This window comes from Flavobacterium panici (assembly GCF_903819335.1).
GTDB classification, from domain to species: domain Bacteria; phylum Bacteroidota; class Bacteroidia; order Flavobacteriales; family Flavobacteriaceae; genus Flavobacterium; species Flavobacterium panici.
Map to the genome: position 1 here is coordinate 115,904 of NZ_CAIJDE010000046.1, position 16,355 is coordinate 132,258.

Sequence of the window (16,355 nt, forward strand, 5' to 3'; positions counted from 1 at the left end):
GAAGCTTATTTATTAAACTTATTATTGAGAGGACCTATATCCATCTCTTAAATTCATTTAACATAAAAAATCTTATTTAAACTATTTCAAATTTAGAAATTAAACCCTAAATTAGCTATCTATCATCCTCGCCTTTAAATATTTGCGTCTTTACATCTTAATAAAAAACCAAAACATAATCTTATTGAGTTTAATGCTAATAGATGAACAAAATAAAACCCGTTTAATTACCTTCATTGATACCGAAATTGAACCAGCAAAAGGCAAAATCCTTGATATAGGAGCAATTAAAGATAACGGTAATCAATTTCATAAAGCATCTTTAGGGGATTTTGTCCAATTCCTCAAAGGTGGCGATTATATATGCGGACATAACATTTTAAATCACGATATAAAATATATAGGCAAAGCAATTTATGATGCTGGTATTAACCCTTCAAACATAATTGACACTTTACATTTATCTCCTTTGTTATTTCCAACTAAGCCTTACCATTCCTTATTAAAAGATGATAAACTTCAGACTGAAGACACAAACAACCCGTTAAACGATTCTATTAAAGCAAGAGATTTATTCAATAGTGAAGTTGCCGCTTTTTGGCAAACGGATAAAACACTTAAGGAAATTTTTTATCTCCTTTTAAATCGTACCAAAGAGTTTGGAGCTTTTTTTCGGTTTGTGAATTATAAAAATATAAGCTCTGATCCAGAAGCTGAGATTAGATTAAAATTCCGTGGTGAAATTTGTGAACAGTCGGATTTAGCTAAAATAATTTCTGAAAATCCTATCGAACTGGCATATTGCCTGTCACTGATTAATTCATTTATAATTCATAGAAAGGTTCATTCCATTACGCCTCCATGGGTTCTTAAAAACTACCCCGATGTGGAACGTATAATGCTGTTATTACGGAGCAAACCTTGTATAACTGGCTGCATTTACTGTAACAACGCGCTTGACATCTATAAAGGATTAAAAAAATTCTTTGGCTTTGATTTTTACCGAACTTATGGTGGTGAACCGCTTCAGGAAAAAGCTGTTAAGGCTGCTGTTAACAACAAGTCGGTACTGGCTGTTTTCCCAACTGGCGGCGGAAAATCAATTACATTTCAGGTTCCGGCACTTATGAGTGCTGAAAACTCTAAAGGGTTAACCATCGTAATTTCTCCGCTTCAGTCGTTAATGAAAGATCAGGTTGACAATCTTGAAAAAAACGGAATAACAGAAGCAGTTACTATTAATGGACTATTAGACCCTATTGAAAGAGCCAAATCATTTGAAAGAATTGAAGATGGTTCTGCCTCTATTCTTTATATTTCACCTGAATCTCTCCGTTCAAAAACTATCGAAAAACTAATTTTAGGCCGAAAAGTTGCCCGTTTCGTAATTGATGAAGCACACTGTTTTTCATCATGGGGACAAGATTTCAGGGTTGACTATTTATATATTGGTGATTTTATAAAGTTAATTCAGGAAAAGAAAAATCTTGAAGATGCCATACCGGTGTCCTGTTTTACAGCAACGGCAAAACAAAAGGTAATTGAAGATATCCGGGATTATTTTAGCGAAAAGCTATCGCTGGATCTTGAAGTGTTCACTTCAAAAGCCTCGAGGACTAATCTTCACTATAAGGTTTTTGAAAAGCAAAATGAAGATGAAAAATATCAGACCGTCAGAGATTTAATTGAAGAGAAAAACTGTCCCACAATTATCTATGTATCCAGAACACTCAAAGCTTATAAACTTGCCGAGCAACTGGCAAAAGATGGTTTTAATGCAAAACCATACCATGGAAAAATGGATAAGCAGGAGAAAACCGAGAATCAAAATTCCTTTTTAGGTGGTGAAACACAAATTATGGTAGCCACTTCTGCATTTGGTATGGGAGTGGACAAGAAAGATGTGGGTTTGGTCATTCATTATGAAATTTCAGATTCACTTGAAAACTATGTGCAGGAAGCGGGACGTGCAGGCAGGGATGAAAATATTTCAGCTGATTGTTTTGTACTTTTTAACGAAGAAGATCTTAGTAAGCATTTTATTCTGCTAAATCAGACCAAACTTTCCATTAAAGAAATCCAGCAGGTGTGGAAAGCGATAAAGAATATTACAAGATTTCGTTCTAAAGTATCCAATTCTGCATTAGAAATCGCACGAAAAGCAGGCTGGGATGATACTGTTGTAGAAATAGAAACACGCGTAACTACAGCAATTGCTGCCCTTGAAGACGCAGGATATTTAAAACGCGGGCAGAATATGCCGAAGGTTTTTGCCAACAGTATTTTATCCAAAAATACCCAGGAAGCCATTGATAAAATAAACACTTCGCAAAAATTTGAAGAAAAGCAAAAAGAGCAAGGTGTACGTATTATCAAGAAACTCTTTTCAAGCAAAAGCAGAAAGCAGGCCAACAACGAAACTCCAGAATCAAGAGTAGACTACATTAGCGATCATTTGGGCATTGTAAAAGAAGAAGTCATTAATGTGATAAACTTACTGCGTGAGGAAAATATCCTGGCAGATGCTAAAGACCTGACTGCCTTTATAAAGAATGCAGATAATAAAAACCGCTCTCTTTCAATAGTCGAGTCATACAGCAAAATCGAAAACTTTTTACTTTCGGTTTTTAAAGAAGAAGAAAGTACTTTTCATTTGAAGGAATTAAACGAAGGTGCTGAAAAAAACGGCTGTGACGATATAAACACCAATAAACTAAAAACGATAATTAACTTTTGGTCTATTAAAAACTGGATTAAAAGAAAAAACTTAGACCATGCCAGAAATCATATTGCTGTTCTCTGCCTTCAAAACAAAGAGTTATTAAAAGATAAACTTGAAAAGCGGCATGAACTTGCAGCATTCATCATTGATTTTTTTTATGATAAAACTATCACCGAAACATTAAAAGATCAAACAAATAAAGAGGAGACTTTGGTGGAGTTTTCGGTACATGAGCTAAAAACTGCATATGATACTAGCTTAAGCCTTTTCAAAAAAGAAATAAGTATTTATGATATTGAAGATACCTTGTTCTATCTTTCACGAATTGAGGCAATAAAGATAGAAGGTGGTTTTCTTGTAGTTTATAATAGCTTAACGATTGAGCGAACGGAACAAGATAATAAAAAAAGATATACTAAAGACGATTATCAAAAGCTCAACCAGTTTTACGAGAGCAAGGTCCAGCAAATTCACATTGTAGGCGAATATGCCCAAAGAATGATTACCGATTACAGAAACGCGCTTCAGTTTGTAGAAGATTATTTCCAACTGAATTATGGTTCATTTTTGAACAAATATTTTAAAGGCAGCAGGCAAAATGAGATTAAGCGGAATATTACACCGGCAAAATTCAGACAACTTTTTGGTGAGCTCTCCCCTACACAATTGAAGATTATTAATGATAATGAAACTCAGCATATAGTTGTTGCTGCCGGTCCCGGCAGCGGAAAAACAAAGGTATTAGTGCATAAACTGGCTTCGCTTCTTTTAATGGAAGATGTTAAGCATGAGCAGTTACTGATGCTGACATTTTCAAGGGCTGCTGCTGTCGAATTTAAGAAGCGTTTATTAAAACTGATTGGTAATGCAGCAAACTTTATTGAAATTAAAACATTTCATTCTTACTGTTTCGATCTTTTGGGTAAAGTTGGCACTTTAGAAAAATCGGCGGATATTTTAAACACAACGGTTGAAAGAATTAAAAATGGTGATGTTGAGGCTAATAAAATTACGAAGACTGTTTTAGTAATTGACGAAGCACAAGATATGAATGCAGATGAGTTTGCTCTTATAAATGCATTGATGGAGCAGAATGAAGAAATGAGGGTTATTGCTGTGGGAGATGATGACCAAAATATTTATGATTTCAGGGGAGCAAGTTCCAAATATCTTGAACAATTCATTTATGATAACAAGGCCGTAAAACATGAGTTAGTCGAAAATTACCGCAGTAAAAGTAATCTGGTTGCATTTTCGAATCAATTCGTACAACAAATTCAACACCGCCTAAAAGAAACACCAATCATTGCTAATCAAACCGATAATGGAAAAATCAAAGTTGTTAAATATCAAAGCAGCAATTTGATTACGCCTCTTGTAACTGATATCGTTAACGCAGATCTTTCCGGAACTACATGCGTACTCACAAAAACTAACGAAGAGGCTATAAAAGTCACAGGGATGCTTTTAAAAAATAGCATCAAGGCAAAATTAATTCAATCTAATGATGATTTTAGTTTATACAATCTTGTTGAAGTTCGGTTTTTACTAGATAAAATAAATGTTGGAGCTGATATTTACATCATCAGTGATGAAATTTGGGACAATGCTAAACAAGAGCTAATTAACACCTTCCGTAACAGCAACAAATTAGAGATTTGCCAGAATATCATCAAAGATTTTGAAAGCACTAATCCTAATAAGAAGTACAAATCTGATTTAGAAGTTTTAATTCGGGAATCTAAATTAGAGGATTTTTATAATGAAAATGGTGAAACAATTTTTGTATCAACCATTCATAAAGCCAAAGGAAAAGAGTTTGATAATGTATTTCTTTTACTTGAAAACTTTCATCTGGCTGCAGATGAAGCTAAACGACAAGTATACGTAGCAATGACCAGAGCTAAACGCAATTTAAACATTCACTTAAATACAAATAATCTCAATCATTTGACTGTAGATAATCTGGAACAAATAGACAACTTTGAATTTTACACTGCTCCTGATAAAATTGCTGTACATGCCACTTTTAAAGATATTTGGTTAGACTATTTTATTAACAGACAGATCTTAGTTTCTCAACTAGCGTGTGGAGAAACGTTATATGTTAAGGATGATGAATGCTTAAATTCAAATGGACAATCTGTGTTGAAATTCTCAAAGTTATTTATTAAGAAAATTGAGGAAATGAAATCAAAACATTATGAACTAAAAAATATAAAAGTAAATTTCATATTGTACTGGCATAAGGAAGGAGCTTCGCAGGAAACCAAAATAATCTTACCTGAACTTTATTTTGAAATTAGTGAACAATAAGGTGAAAACTTATTGAAAACACATCGATTACATCAAAGAAAATATACTCCATCCACAAAGAATGAAAGAGATTATCATGAAAATTTTTGATTTCTTTTTTAAATAACCTTTCTTTTTAAATTTAAAAAAGATAATTGCAGCGATTCCCGATGCGATTATATCAATAATAGTCAAGAAAAAAGCATTAGCAATATACTTAGGAAATAAACTGAGATAAGCTGTCTTGGTTTCTTCAAATTCAGTGTATTTCGTGCATATATATATCCAGCAAATTTTATTTAAGATGCTAATTATTAGCAGCAATACTCCAACAATATAAATAAGCGATTTGTATTTAGATTTCATATACTTAAGTTTTAAAAGTTAGAAAACCTCAAAACTGCACAATTTGTGACAGTAATGAGGCCCGCTAAAACTATAGGTTAGTCGATTCAAATTGTTTGAGATCTCTGGTGTTTTTTTGTACTGCAAGGGCTGAAAACAGTCCTAATACAAACGACATTCCGAAAAATCCCTTTTCACTGAGTAATAAACTGGCATTCCAAAGTCCGATTATTAATAATACTATAGAAGCAATAGTACTAAACCAGCTTATACTGTAATATAAATCGGTTACGGGGATTCCTTCCAGTCTGTCTCGCACGCTTTTTTGTACTGATATCACAGAGAAAAGACCAAAAAGGAGAATGGTAAAATAGTATCCTTTTTCATTGTAAGCCATAGCCGAATTATAAAGACCAATACAATAGGAGGTCATACCTATAAGTAATGTCATCCAGGATGCGCCAACGAAAGCGGCGCTTGGCTTTAAAGGGTTATTTCCATAATTTGATTTTGCATTTTTTGATTCTGAATTGTTGTTTAATTCATTTGATTTTAGCGGTTCCATAATTTTATGTTTTATAATTATGAGGCAAATGTCAGCATGAAAAAGGAGTTCTAAAAACTAATTTATTTATAAAACTGATGATATAAAAATACATTTTACTATTTTTATCCTGATAAAATCTTATTTATGAATGCTCTCGAGGAAATATCAAATATGATGAATGATGCTGATAAAAAAGCATTTATACAGTATCTATCAAAAAAGAACAAGCGCAAAGATACTGGCAATATCGAGTTATTCAATTCGTTAAAAACTGACGATATAAAATTTAATAAAAAGATTTTAGAAGATAAAAAAACTACCGATGCTTATCATGCTCTTAGAAAAAGACTTTATGATAACATGATAAATTTCATGGCCAATCGAAGTTTTGAAAATGATAGTTCAGAAGAAAATACAATACTTCGATTTATTGTCGTAAGTCGGTTATTTTTTGAACATAAACTTATAAAAACAGCATTTAAATGTCTTGCAAAAGCCGAAGATATTGCACTGAGCATTGAGCACTTTAGTCTTCTCAATGAAATCTATCTGACTCAGATACAATTTGCTCATTTCAATCTGTCAGAACCAATTGAAAAAATAATAGAAAAATTTAAAGCAAATAAAAAACAGCTCGAATATGAGGAACAGCTCAATTTAGGTTATGCCATTTTGCGTCGCGAACTTGCTGCTATTTATCACGAAGGCCGAATAGTAGATTTTCAGGCACTTATAAAGAACACTATTGAAACGCATGGAATATCATTAAAACAGGGATTAACGTTTAAGTCTCTGTATCAAATATTATTTATTGCCAACGAATATGCTTCTATAAACAACAATTACTCACTTATACAACCCTTTGTTGTGAAAAGTTATAGGTTTATTAGTAAAAAAACTGATCTGACAGACAGACATTTATACTATCATATATACATTTTGTATTTTATAGCTAACTTCTATTTTCGTAATGGGCAGTTTACTAAATCTTTGAATTATCTTGAATTGATGTTTACAGAACTTCAGAAACAATCTGGCAAGTATTATCAGCGTTTTTGTCTTAGGTATTATTTATTATTAGCGTTTAATGAAAATTATCTTGGTAATCCCCAAAAAGCAATCGAAATTGCCGAAAAATCTCTTTCTTCAAATAAAAAAGCAGATCCTAACGACAGTAACGACATTCGTCTTATGCTTATCGTTTTTTATATACAGCAAAATGCCGGGCGTAATGCCGTAAAAGAAATGGCAAAATTAAATCATACTGATAGTTGGTACGAAAAAAAAATGGGCATGGACTGGACAATAAAAAAGCATGTTGTCGAAATCCTTCTGCATACTCAGCAAGAAAATATTGAACTGGCTTTATCCCGAATAAAAAGTTTTAAACGACGTTATAGAAAATATCTTTTAACGGTAAATGAAGAACGTGTTATTCAATATCTTTTGTTTGTAGAACAATATGTAATGAAACCTGAAATTATTCAAACACAAAAATTTCAAAATGCAATAGAAGATTTTATAATTACTGCTCAAAATGGTCCTAAAGATATTTTAATCATGAGTTTTTTATCCTGGCTGCTTGCAAAAGTGAGGCGAAAAACGATTTATGAAACAACTTTAAATCTCCTCACAACGTATTTTCCAGCGAACTGACAATCCGAAAAAAATTAAAAACCTTCATCATATAAAATACAGTCACCAGAAACTATTTTTTTCTATCTTCCCAAAATAAAATTTTGCAAAATGAACCAACAGTTTTTAATAAAAAAATCATTTTTATTCAGCTTCATTTTAGTGACAAGCTATTTTCTAGTTTCTTTTTACCCAAAAAATACAGAACAAACCGCTCCTGATAAAATCAAAAAAGTGCTGGTTTTTTCTAAAACTAATGGTTTCAGACATGAAAGCATTCCTGCCGGAATTGAAGCGATAAAAAAACTGGGAAAGGAAAATCATTTTCTGGTAGATGCTACCGAAGATTCTCTGGCAATTAATTCAAAAAATTTAAAGCAATACAAAGCCGTTATATTTTTAAGCGCTTCTGGTCATGTTTTAGGCGAAAGTCAGAAATTAGCTTTACAAAAATTTATAGAAAAAGGAAAGGGTTTTGTAGGCATTCATTCGGCTACAAACTGCGAACCAGACTGGTCTTGGTACACACAAATGATCGGCGGAATTTTTGAAGGGCATCCCGAGCCGCAAAATGCTAAACTAATAGTTGTCAATCATGAACATCCATCTACAAAATATCTTCCGGCAATTTGGGAACGAAAAGATGAATGGTACAATTTTAAAAATTTGAATCCAGATGTAAATGTGCTTATCAAAATTGATGTAACTTCGTATAAAGGCGGTAAACATGGCGATAATCATCCTTTGGCCTGGTATCACGAATATGATGGCGGCAGAGCGTTTTACACCGCTTTAGGACACAGCCCTGAAAGTTATAGCGATCCTCTTTTTGTGCAGCATTTGCTTGGAGGCATTACATATGCCATGGGGAAATAAAATTTGCTAACCACTATTTAAATAAATATGAATTTGAATCTGAAAATTTCATTTCTTTCTGTCTTTTTAATTTTAACCATTTTAGGCTGTTCTGATAAAAAAACAAAACACATTCCAGAAAATCCTTATTTAAAGCAATTAACCGAAAAGCAAATTGGAGATAGCAATTACTATATTTCTATCCCAAAAAAATATACAATTAAAGAAAACAGAGGGCCTGATTTTTCTGTTTATTATTTCTATCCTACAGACACGACAGCTACAGCAGCTTTTTCAGGCGGTTTCTATTTTGGGAATCATCCAAGTCAGTTTGAACCAGGTGATAGTTGTAAAACAGAAAAAATGCAGCGTAAAATTCTAAACAAAAATGCCGATTGGACAGTCTATAACTGCAAAGACAAATATTCGATCCAGTCGATTATTGAAAGCGGAAGCAATGAAGGCTGGAACCAATATATTCACACTTTTGCCAGTGCAAATTCTGCCGCAGACTTAAAAAAAGTATTTCTGATTTTGGGAACAATGAAAAAGAAAGAACCAATCAAACAACCAAAATAATGTATCAAAACAAAAAAAGTCAGATATTTTTTAAACTTTTATAATCTCTAAATTACTGGTCTTTAACTTCTTCAAAATAACTAAAAAAGTTTTTTTGAAATCCTTTGTTCATTTCAAAAATTAATCACATTTTTGCACCCGCATTAGCAAAACAGGTCCGTTCGTCTATCGGTTAGGACGCCAGGTTTTCATCCTGGTAAGGGGGGTTCGATTCCCCCACGGACTACTAACACAAAGCTTCAGAGAAATCTGGAGCTTTTTTTGTTTATACTATCTTTGAAATATATCTCTAAATTGATACAAAAGTCTTTCAATCAATCTTAAATCTTCTGTTATAATATCTGCATTTCCCTGCATTTCTTGCTGAAAAGGAATTCTTTTCTTGTAAGAGCTCTCTAATCCTTTTGGCAATGCAACATCAATTAATAGATTTCCATCTTTATCTGGAGTTAATGAAATGGCTTGTATTTTTCCTTTTATTATTCCAAATTCTCTATCAGGAAAGTTTACCAGCTTTATATTGACGTTTTGACCTTCCCTAATCTTACCTGAATTTAGCGCAGCAGCTTTTACTTTTCCAACATATCCGTTTTCTTTATTTGGAATAATAGCAAAAATGGTTGATCCAACTTCTACAGATTGATTTTCAGACCAAATTTGCAAAAAACTGATTTTGCCATTTATAGAAGATCTTAAAACATAATTTAGCTCCCAGTCTTTTATCGCTTTTTTTAATAGGTATAATGCCTGAATTTTGTTGTTTTCAAGATTTATAGATTCTTTACTTTCGTTTATATGTGTTGTTTTACTATTTCGGTTTAATTCATTTAATGAAGATTTTAACTGCGAAATTGTACTAAGAAAACTTTTGTAGCTTTTTTGAGCTTGTAAATAAAGTAATCGCTGTTTTTCTACTTCCTGCGAAGCATATATTCCTTTTTGAAATAAAACTTCATATCTGTCTAGTTCATTTTTCTGAAGGACTAATTCATTTTGATTAATTTCTTTTTGTGACTCTAATAAATTTAAGCGTTCTCGCAGTTGAATTGACTCATAGTCTTGAGCGTTACCTTCAATACGATATGGCTGAAGCTTCATATTTAATTCGTCTGCAACATATTCTTTCTTAAAATTTGCAAATGCGCTCTCTACCTCTCCAAGCTGAACTGAATTTAATTTATTAAATGGAAATTTAACTCTGTTTATGTCTATTGTATCTAAAATACTTTTTAACATAAATACATCCCGATAATTTGCAGAATTTTCAAGAATAGCTAAAGCAGTATTTTTTGTAACAAAGATTTTATCTTTAACTAAAATAGCCTCAATTCTTCCAGATGTTTTAACAACTAGTTTTTGAGGAGGAATATTTGTTGTTATCACAATTTGCGAGGATATAATATCCGGATACTTAACAAACCACGATATTAAAAACAAAATTATTACAAATAACAGTAATATAGTATTCCCCCACTTTTGAATTGCTTGCGGTGGATCTGATAAAACATCTCTCACCTCTTCACTGTATATTTTTAAACCATCATTTACTTCTTCCATTTTAATTTCCTAGTTCTAATTGATTTTTAACCAATGAGTAGTACTTTCCTCTTAGTTGTGTTAAATCATTATGATTGCCTTGTTCTACTATTTCGCCGTTTTCGAGAACGATAATATTATCTGCATTTTTTACTGTACTTAAACGGTGCGCTACAATTATGGCTGTTTTTCCATGAATAAAATTACTTAGGTTTTCCATAATTACTTTTTCATTATTTGCGTCTAGCGCACTTGTTGCTTCATCAAAAAACAAATAAAATGGATCTTTATAAACTGCTCTGGCAATCATAATTCGTTGTTCTTGTCCACCGCTTAGACGTATTCCTGAAGTTCCTAATTCTGTATTATATTTGTTTGGCAGTTTTTCAATAAAATCCTCAATATTGGCAACAAAGGCAGCATTGTTTAGCTTCTCTCTATCAATAAATTCATTTTGCTCAGATTCTGAAATATTTCCGCCAATACTATCATTGAACATAAATGTATCCTGCATTACAGCGCCACAATTCAAACGCCAGTAATCATTATGAATATCATTTAAATTAATTGGCCCAATATTGATACTTCCTTTCGTAGGGTTATAAAACTTTAGTAATAATTTCATTAAGGTTGTTTTACCGCTTCCGCTGGCACCAACAATTGCAGTAGTCTTTCCTTCTGGAATAACACAATTAATGTTTTTTAAAATTAAAGGCGAAGATTTTCCACCATAACGATAGGATAAATCTTTTAAAATTATAGACTTATCATTTGGCAATTCTTTTGCTTTATGTGCAGAAACGACATCTTCATCTTCTCTTAAATGAACTTGAGATAAACGTTCTAAACTAATTTTTGCATCTTGCCAGGACTGGATAAAAAGAACAAAATTCCCTAGGGGCATATTAAGCTGCCCAACTATAAACTGAATTGATGTCATCATACCAAGTGTAAGATTTCCATCGACTACTGCTTTAGCAGAAAGAAAAGTAATAATGATATTTTTGAATTCATTTATAAAATTGGCTCCAATAGTTTGGTATTGGGCTAACTTTAAAGTGCTCAAAGATGTTTTAAATAAACTGATCTGGTTAAATTCCCATTTCCAGCGGTTTTTTCGCTGCGAATTATTTACTTTAATTTCTCTGACTCCATTAATAATTTGAATTAATGAGGTTTGATTTTGAGATAATTGATCAAATCTTTTAAAATCTAATTCAGCTCTTTTTTTTAAGAAAAAGAAAGTCCATCCCACATACAAAACCGCTCCAATTATAAATACGAGAAAAATCGTTAAATCGTAATAAGCAAGAATTGCATTAAAGAGCACAAAAGTGACCATCGAAAAAACCATATTCAAACTCGACGAAGAAATAAAATTTTGAATACGGGTATGATCTGTAATTCTTTGTAAATGTTCTCCTGAATTTCTTGTTTCGAAATAATTTACAGGCAGTTTCATCATTTTATATAAAAAATCTGAAATCATTTTTATATTAAACCTGCTGGTTATATGTATTAGAATCCATTCTCTAAAAACACTTACTAATGTTTGCGATAAAATCAGTACAAACTGCGAAATAAGTATTAGGTAAATAAAAGGAATATCTTGATTATTAACACCTACATCAACTATAGACTGCATTAAAAAAGGCAGAATAAATTGAATAATAGTGGCAACAAATAATCCAATAAATATTTGATAAATCAGCTTTTTATACGGTCTAAAGTAAGGATACAAAAAAGAAAATCCTTGGGAGCTTTCTTTTTCGTCATCCTGATCCTTAAACTTAGTATTTGGTTCTAATATTAAAATAAATCCTGTGGCATCTATGGTATCTGTCCATGCGGTTTTAAAATCTTCATGAGAATAAACCAGTAAACCTTGAGCCGGATCTGCAATCCAGATTTTTGTTTTAGATGTTTTGTATACTACCACAAAGTGCTTTTGTCTCCACGGAACAATGAAAGGTGTTGGAGCCTCATTTACTAAACTTTCTAAAGAAATACGCATTCCCAGAGTCCGCATTTCTATTTCTTCTGCGGCCTCGGCAATTCCTGCCATTGTTACGCCAAGTTTCGTAATGTTTGCTTTATCTCTTAAAAATTCTCTCGAAAAGGTTTTGCCATGATATTTGGCAATCATTCTCAAGCAAGTTGGTCCGCAGTCTTTATTGTCTAATTGCCTAAAATGCGGAAAATTTTTATTAATCATGTATGTGTAATTCTTTAAACTAAAATGCTAAAGGCTTCTATATTAAAATTTCCATCTTACCTGGTATGGATATGTTTCGTATATAGTATTATCTTCATTTATGGTATATCCAAGTTTTGCATCTTCTTTTGCATCTTTAAACAAGGCTTTAACCTCCTCATCTTTAGCTCCTAATCTTGCCAAACATATTGCTCTGTAATATTTTGCATCTGAAAAATTGGGATAAATCTTCAATGCTTTATCAAATAAGGCAATTGCTTCATCCCATTTTTTCAACTCATATTTTGCAATTCCATAGTAAAATAAAGCTGTAGGATGTTCTAAACTTTGTCTATTTTTAAATAAATCGTCGTTATATTCTTTAAATATTTTTTCAGCTTTTTCGTACTCATTCAATTGTAAATAACACAGCCCTATGTAGAAGCTGTATTTATGATCCATTCTGTAACCGTCGCCATATTTATTTATACAATCCTGAAAGTCTGCAATTGCATCTTTGTAGGTTTTAACAAAAATGCATTTTATAAAAGCGCGATAAGACTGCCATTCTTGCGGATCGTATTGAACCGCTTTATCAACATACTGCATTCCTATTTCATATTTTCTGGCTTTAAAATAAGGCATTGCTTTTTCCTGCCATAAAGAAGCAATTGTACTGTCTTTTTTTAAACCTTCATCTAAACAGTTTTGCCATTCGGCCATTTGAAAGTTATAATTATAGTGTTCTGCACAATTCGTTAGATGCTCTAAAATTATAGCGTCTTGTTTCTTCTTTATTTCCTGATTAAGTTGAGGATAAATAAACTGCGAAATATGAATTAAAATAATTAATAAAATGTTTTTCATTATGATTGAGTTTTTTCTAATGTATTTAAAGCATCAAAATTTTTAAATGCGAAATTATAAGTCTGATTATTATAATCAAACCCGCTTATTGTAGTCTGCCATTTTTGAACAGCTTCAGAATATTTTTGCCTTATGATATCATATATCTCTTTGCCTTCATTTGTTAGAACATTTTCTATTCCACTATACAAATCATTTATTTTTTCAAATCGATTCAAGTCATTAGAACATTTATTTAGATAAAAACCTATTCTTCCCATAGCCTCTTTTTCTTGTCTTTTATTAAATCTGTTTTTTGCCAATGAATTATCCAAACAAAGTAATGTAGTGTAGTAAGTATACAATGCATGAAGAAGTATATATACCGTTCTGTGATCTTTTAATTTTAAGAGATCTTCTACATTTTGTTCCTCATCTATTTTAAATATAGCTTTACGATTATGGAATAATGTTGTCAAAATAATATGACCGGTTTGATGGGCAATATCATCTATAAAGAAAACTTCATCATAATCGTCCTGATAAACATTAAAAAATGCAACTCCGTGTGCTTTTATAGTAGCAAACGAATTAGTATTACCGGGATCTGTTTTAAAAAGCAGTATTTTTTTGCAGCATTTCTCGATTATTTCATAATGTTCTTTTGAATCTTCTTTTATAAAGGAAACTGCATTAGTTAAATACGATATGTTTTTCTCCAATAAAGAATTATCAAAAGTTATATCAAAATCTGGTATCACATTTCCAGACCCATCTGTAAAAACATTTCTAAGCAAATTAATTGAATGCCTGAACACTTCAATGTTTGAATTTTCAATTATATGTATCGGTTCAAAAAAAGCCGGTTCATTTTTTTTAAAATATCCCAATTTTGGCAGATACGCAATCTCATTTTCATTAAAGGAATAATTAATTTCCAACTCTTCTTTATTTACAAAATAGCCTTGCATAAACTCTGTCAAAAATTTATTTGGCAAAGAATTATCCATTTTATAATTAAAGTACGAGAATAATAACGGTTCAAGAAATAATTCATCATCATCAAAATTTATTTTTTCTAATAAGCCTGGATTTTCTTTATAGATTAATAATTTGATGGTATTTATTATTTCTGTTTGATTTGCATTAATTTCTTTATACTTTTTCATTGTCTTTTTTTTATTTCAAGAGGCTGATAAAATCAACCTCTTGAAAAAATAATTATTTTTGATAAATGATCAAATCTCCTACTTGGGCAATTACATGACAACCACTTGCATTACCACCTACGATTAAATTTAATAATTCATCAGAAGCTGTTGCTTCTGCTTTAACTTTTAAAGCTTCTAAACTTAATTTCATAGTGTTTTTATTTATATATGATTAAATCTCCTACTTTGGCAATTATGTGACAGCCACTTGCATTACCCCCTACGATTGAATTTAATAACTCATTTGAAGCTGTTGCTTCTGCTTTTTCTTTTAAAGCGTCTAAACTTAATTTCATATTGATTGATTTATATAATTATTGAATAAGGTGTGGTCTTTTTGCTAATTCAGTAAATTCGTGACAATCGTCCTGAATTCCACCGCTTATTGTACTTAATAGCTCTTGAGAAACAACTGCTTCTGCTTTTTCTTTTAAACTGTCAAAACTTAATTTCATAATTTTTTGTTTAAATTGTTAATGTATTTTATTAATATGGTAACTCATAAGGTCCAAAGTCCCCCAACCAGTCCGTTATAACGTCACCACCTGTATGGCAATCACTTGCCTTTCCTCCTGAAATTGACTCCATCAATTCTGTTGAAGCAACTGTTTGAATTCTTTCCTGAAGAGCTTCTAAACTTAATTTCATAATTTCAAATTTTAAATATTAATAATATCGGCATATAAAACTTGCCATAGTTTTGCTTGCAAGCGCTATTTAGATACATTTCTTTTACAACTGGCCATTTATAAAATACTTAGTAATTAAATTGTACGAATTGTTTATTTCAAAATCTTTATGCTATTTACTTTGGAGATCAATAATGAAGTAAAAAATGATATGACATCAGAAACAGTTATCATAAATAATTTCTAAAACAAGGCATGTCAGATTTTCAAGCCAAAACTATATAAACGTGTTATCTGTTACAAACTATGTAAATCGGAATTCGGGAATTCCGATACGTAATTCCTGAATTTCTCACAACAAAAAACATAAATATTTAAAAACCAATAAGTTAAGACAAAATGTTTTTATATTATTTAAAGAGTAATTCTTGTGAAGATGATTTTTTTTGAAAAAATTACTGTACATAAGAATATTAGATTTTATTAATATCGAATATTTAAAAAGAGAAACATAAAACAACTTCAACATTTAAAATCTTAACCCAAAATAAGATTTATTTAGCCTCTTACTGAATTTAAAAATTAATTGTAACTGTAAGGATTTAGATTAATATAGACATAGAAAACAGCGATCTGGATATTATTTGTTATTGGAAAATAAATTTGATTTTAAAGAAAAAAACAGATCCGTTTTTCAAAATAAAATCAATTTTCACCTTTTTAATTTACGCTGCGAAAATCCATGCTTACATCAATTAAAGCATTCTGTAACGGACAAAAAAATAAAAAACCTATTTTATTATGAAATAGGTTTTTTTGTGGTGTTCGTACTTCTAATGCAAAAAAAGAGACAACCCAAAAGTGAACTGCCCCCAAAAAGTTAGACACTATTTGGGGGCATTTTTATGGAAAGAAAAGTCAAGTACAATTGTGAATTTAAACTTCGTTGTGTAGAAGAAGT

13 protein-coding genes and 1 tRNA gene are annotated in these 16,355 nt (G+C 31.3%); 5 read left to right on the plus strand and 9 right to left on the minus strand.

What is annotated here, in order from left to right; translation table 11 throughout:
- Window positions 1–193: 193 nt before the first annotated feature.
- Window positions 194–5,038, plus strand: coding sequence for a RecQ family ATP-dependent DNA helicase (locus FLAPXU55_RS14500; protein WP_180858610.1), 4,845 nt, complete (start codon window positions 194–196; stop codon window positions 5,036–5,038).
- Window positions 5,039–5,453: 415 nt separating this feature from the next.
- Here the strand turns inward: FLAPXU55_RS14500 and yiaA are convergent, their stop codons facing one another.
- Complete coding sequence (gene yiaA / locus FLAPXU55_RS14505) at window positions 5,454–5,927, minus strand: inner membrane protein YiaA (RefSeq protein ID WP_180858596.1); 474 nt, start codon at window positions 5,925–5,927, stop codon at window positions 5,454–5,456.
- A 153-nt stretch (window positions 5,928–6,080) separates the two neighbouring features.
- On the opposite strand from yiaA, the gene FLAPXU55_RS14510 reads away from it, so the two are divergent.
- The 4 genes from FLAPXU55_RS14510 (at window position 6,081) to FLAPXU55_RS14525 (ending at window position 9,204) form a co-directional block, all read left to right on the plus strand.
- Complete coding sequence (locus FLAPXU55_RS14510) at window positions 6,081–7,565, plus strand: tetratricopeptide repeat protein (RefSeq protein ID WP_180858598.1); 1,485 nt, start codon at window positions 6,081–6,083, stop codon at window positions 7,563–7,565.
- Window positions 7,566–7,655: 90 nt separating this feature from the next.
- On the plus strand, window positions 7,656–8,420 hold the full coding sequence (locus FLAPXU55_RS14515) for a ThuA domain-containing protein (protein WP_180858600.1): 765 nt from the start codon (window positions 7,656–7,658) through the stop codon (window positions 8,418–8,420).
- Window positions 8,421–8,453: 33 nt separating this feature from the next.
- A complete protein-coding gene (locus tag FLAPXU55_RS14520; protein WP_219637265.1) occupies window positions 8,454–8,978 on the plus strand; it encodes a hypothetical protein in 525 nt (174 codons plus the stop codon).
- Window positions 8,979–9,132: 154 nt separating this feature from the next.
- Window positions 9,133–9,204 (plus strand) — tRNA-Glu (locus tag FLAPXU55_RS14525).
- 44 nt (window positions 9,205–9,248) lie between these two features.
- Here FLAPXU55_RS14525 and FLAPXU55_RS14530 read toward each other — a convergent pair.
- The 8 genes from FLAPXU55_RS14530 to FLAPXU55_RS14565 are packed head-to-tail and all read right to left on the minus strand — an operon-like array spanning window position 9,249 to window position 15,413.
- Window positions 9,249–10,535 carry an HlyD family secretion protein gene (locus FLAPXU55_RS14530; protein ID WP_180858604.1) on the minus strand — a complete coding sequence of 429 codons (1,287 nt, stop codon included), beginning with the start codon at window positions 10,533–10,535 and terminating at the stop codon, window positions 9,249–9,251.
- Between the two features lies 1 nt (window position 10,536).
- Complete coding sequence (locus FLAPXU55_RS14535; RefSeq protein ID WP_053470571.1) at window positions 10,537–12,729, minus strand: peptidase domain-containing ABC transporter; 2,193 nt, start codon at window positions 12,727–12,729, stop codon at window positions 10,537–10,539.
- Between the two features lie 42 nt (window positions 12,730–12,771).
- On the minus strand, window positions 12,772–13,575 hold the full coding sequence (locus tag FLAPXU55_RS14540) for a tetratricopeptide repeat protein (RefSeq protein ID WP_053470572.1): 804 nt from the start codon (window positions 13,573–13,575) through the stop codon (window positions 12,772–12,774).
- On the minus strand, window positions 13,575–14,723 hold the full coding sequence (locus FLAPXU55_RS14545; RefSeq protein WP_180858606.1) for a hypothetical protein: 1,149 nt from the start codon (window positions 14,721–14,723) through the stop codon (window positions 13,575–13,577). Before FLAPXU55_RS14545 ends, FLAPXU55_RS14540 begins: the two co-directional genes overlap by 1 nt.
- A gap of 52 nt (window positions 14,724–14,775) precedes the next feature.
- The gene (locus FLAPXU55_RS14550) at window positions 14,776–14,916 is read right to left on the minus strand and encodes a hypothetical protein (protein WP_180858608.1); all 141 of its coding nucleotides are present in this window, start codon (window positions 14,914–14,916) and stop codon (window positions 14,776–14,778) included.
- 7 nt (window positions 14,917–14,923) lie between these two features.
- Window positions 14,924–15,061, minus strand: a complete 138-nt coding sequence (locus tag FLAPXU55_RS14555; RefSeq protein WP_165590667.1) for a hypothetical protein — start codon at window positions 15,059–15,061, stop codon at window positions 14,924–14,926.
- Between the two features lie 18 nt (window positions 15,062–15,079).
- On the minus strand, window positions 15,080–15,220 hold the full coding sequence (locus tag FLAPXU55_RS14560; protein WP_165590668.1) for a hypothetical protein: 141 nt from the start codon (window positions 15,218–15,220) through the stop codon (window positions 15,080–15,082).
- Between the two features lie 31 nt (window positions 15,221–15,251).
- Window positions 15,252–15,413 carry a hypothetical protein gene (locus FLAPXU55_RS14565; protein ID WP_165590669.1) on the minus strand — a complete coding sequence of 54 codons (162 nt, stop codon included), beginning with the start codon at window positions 15,411–15,413 and terminating at the stop codon, window positions 15,252–15,254.
- Window positions 15,414–16,355 lie beyond the last annotated feature (942 nt).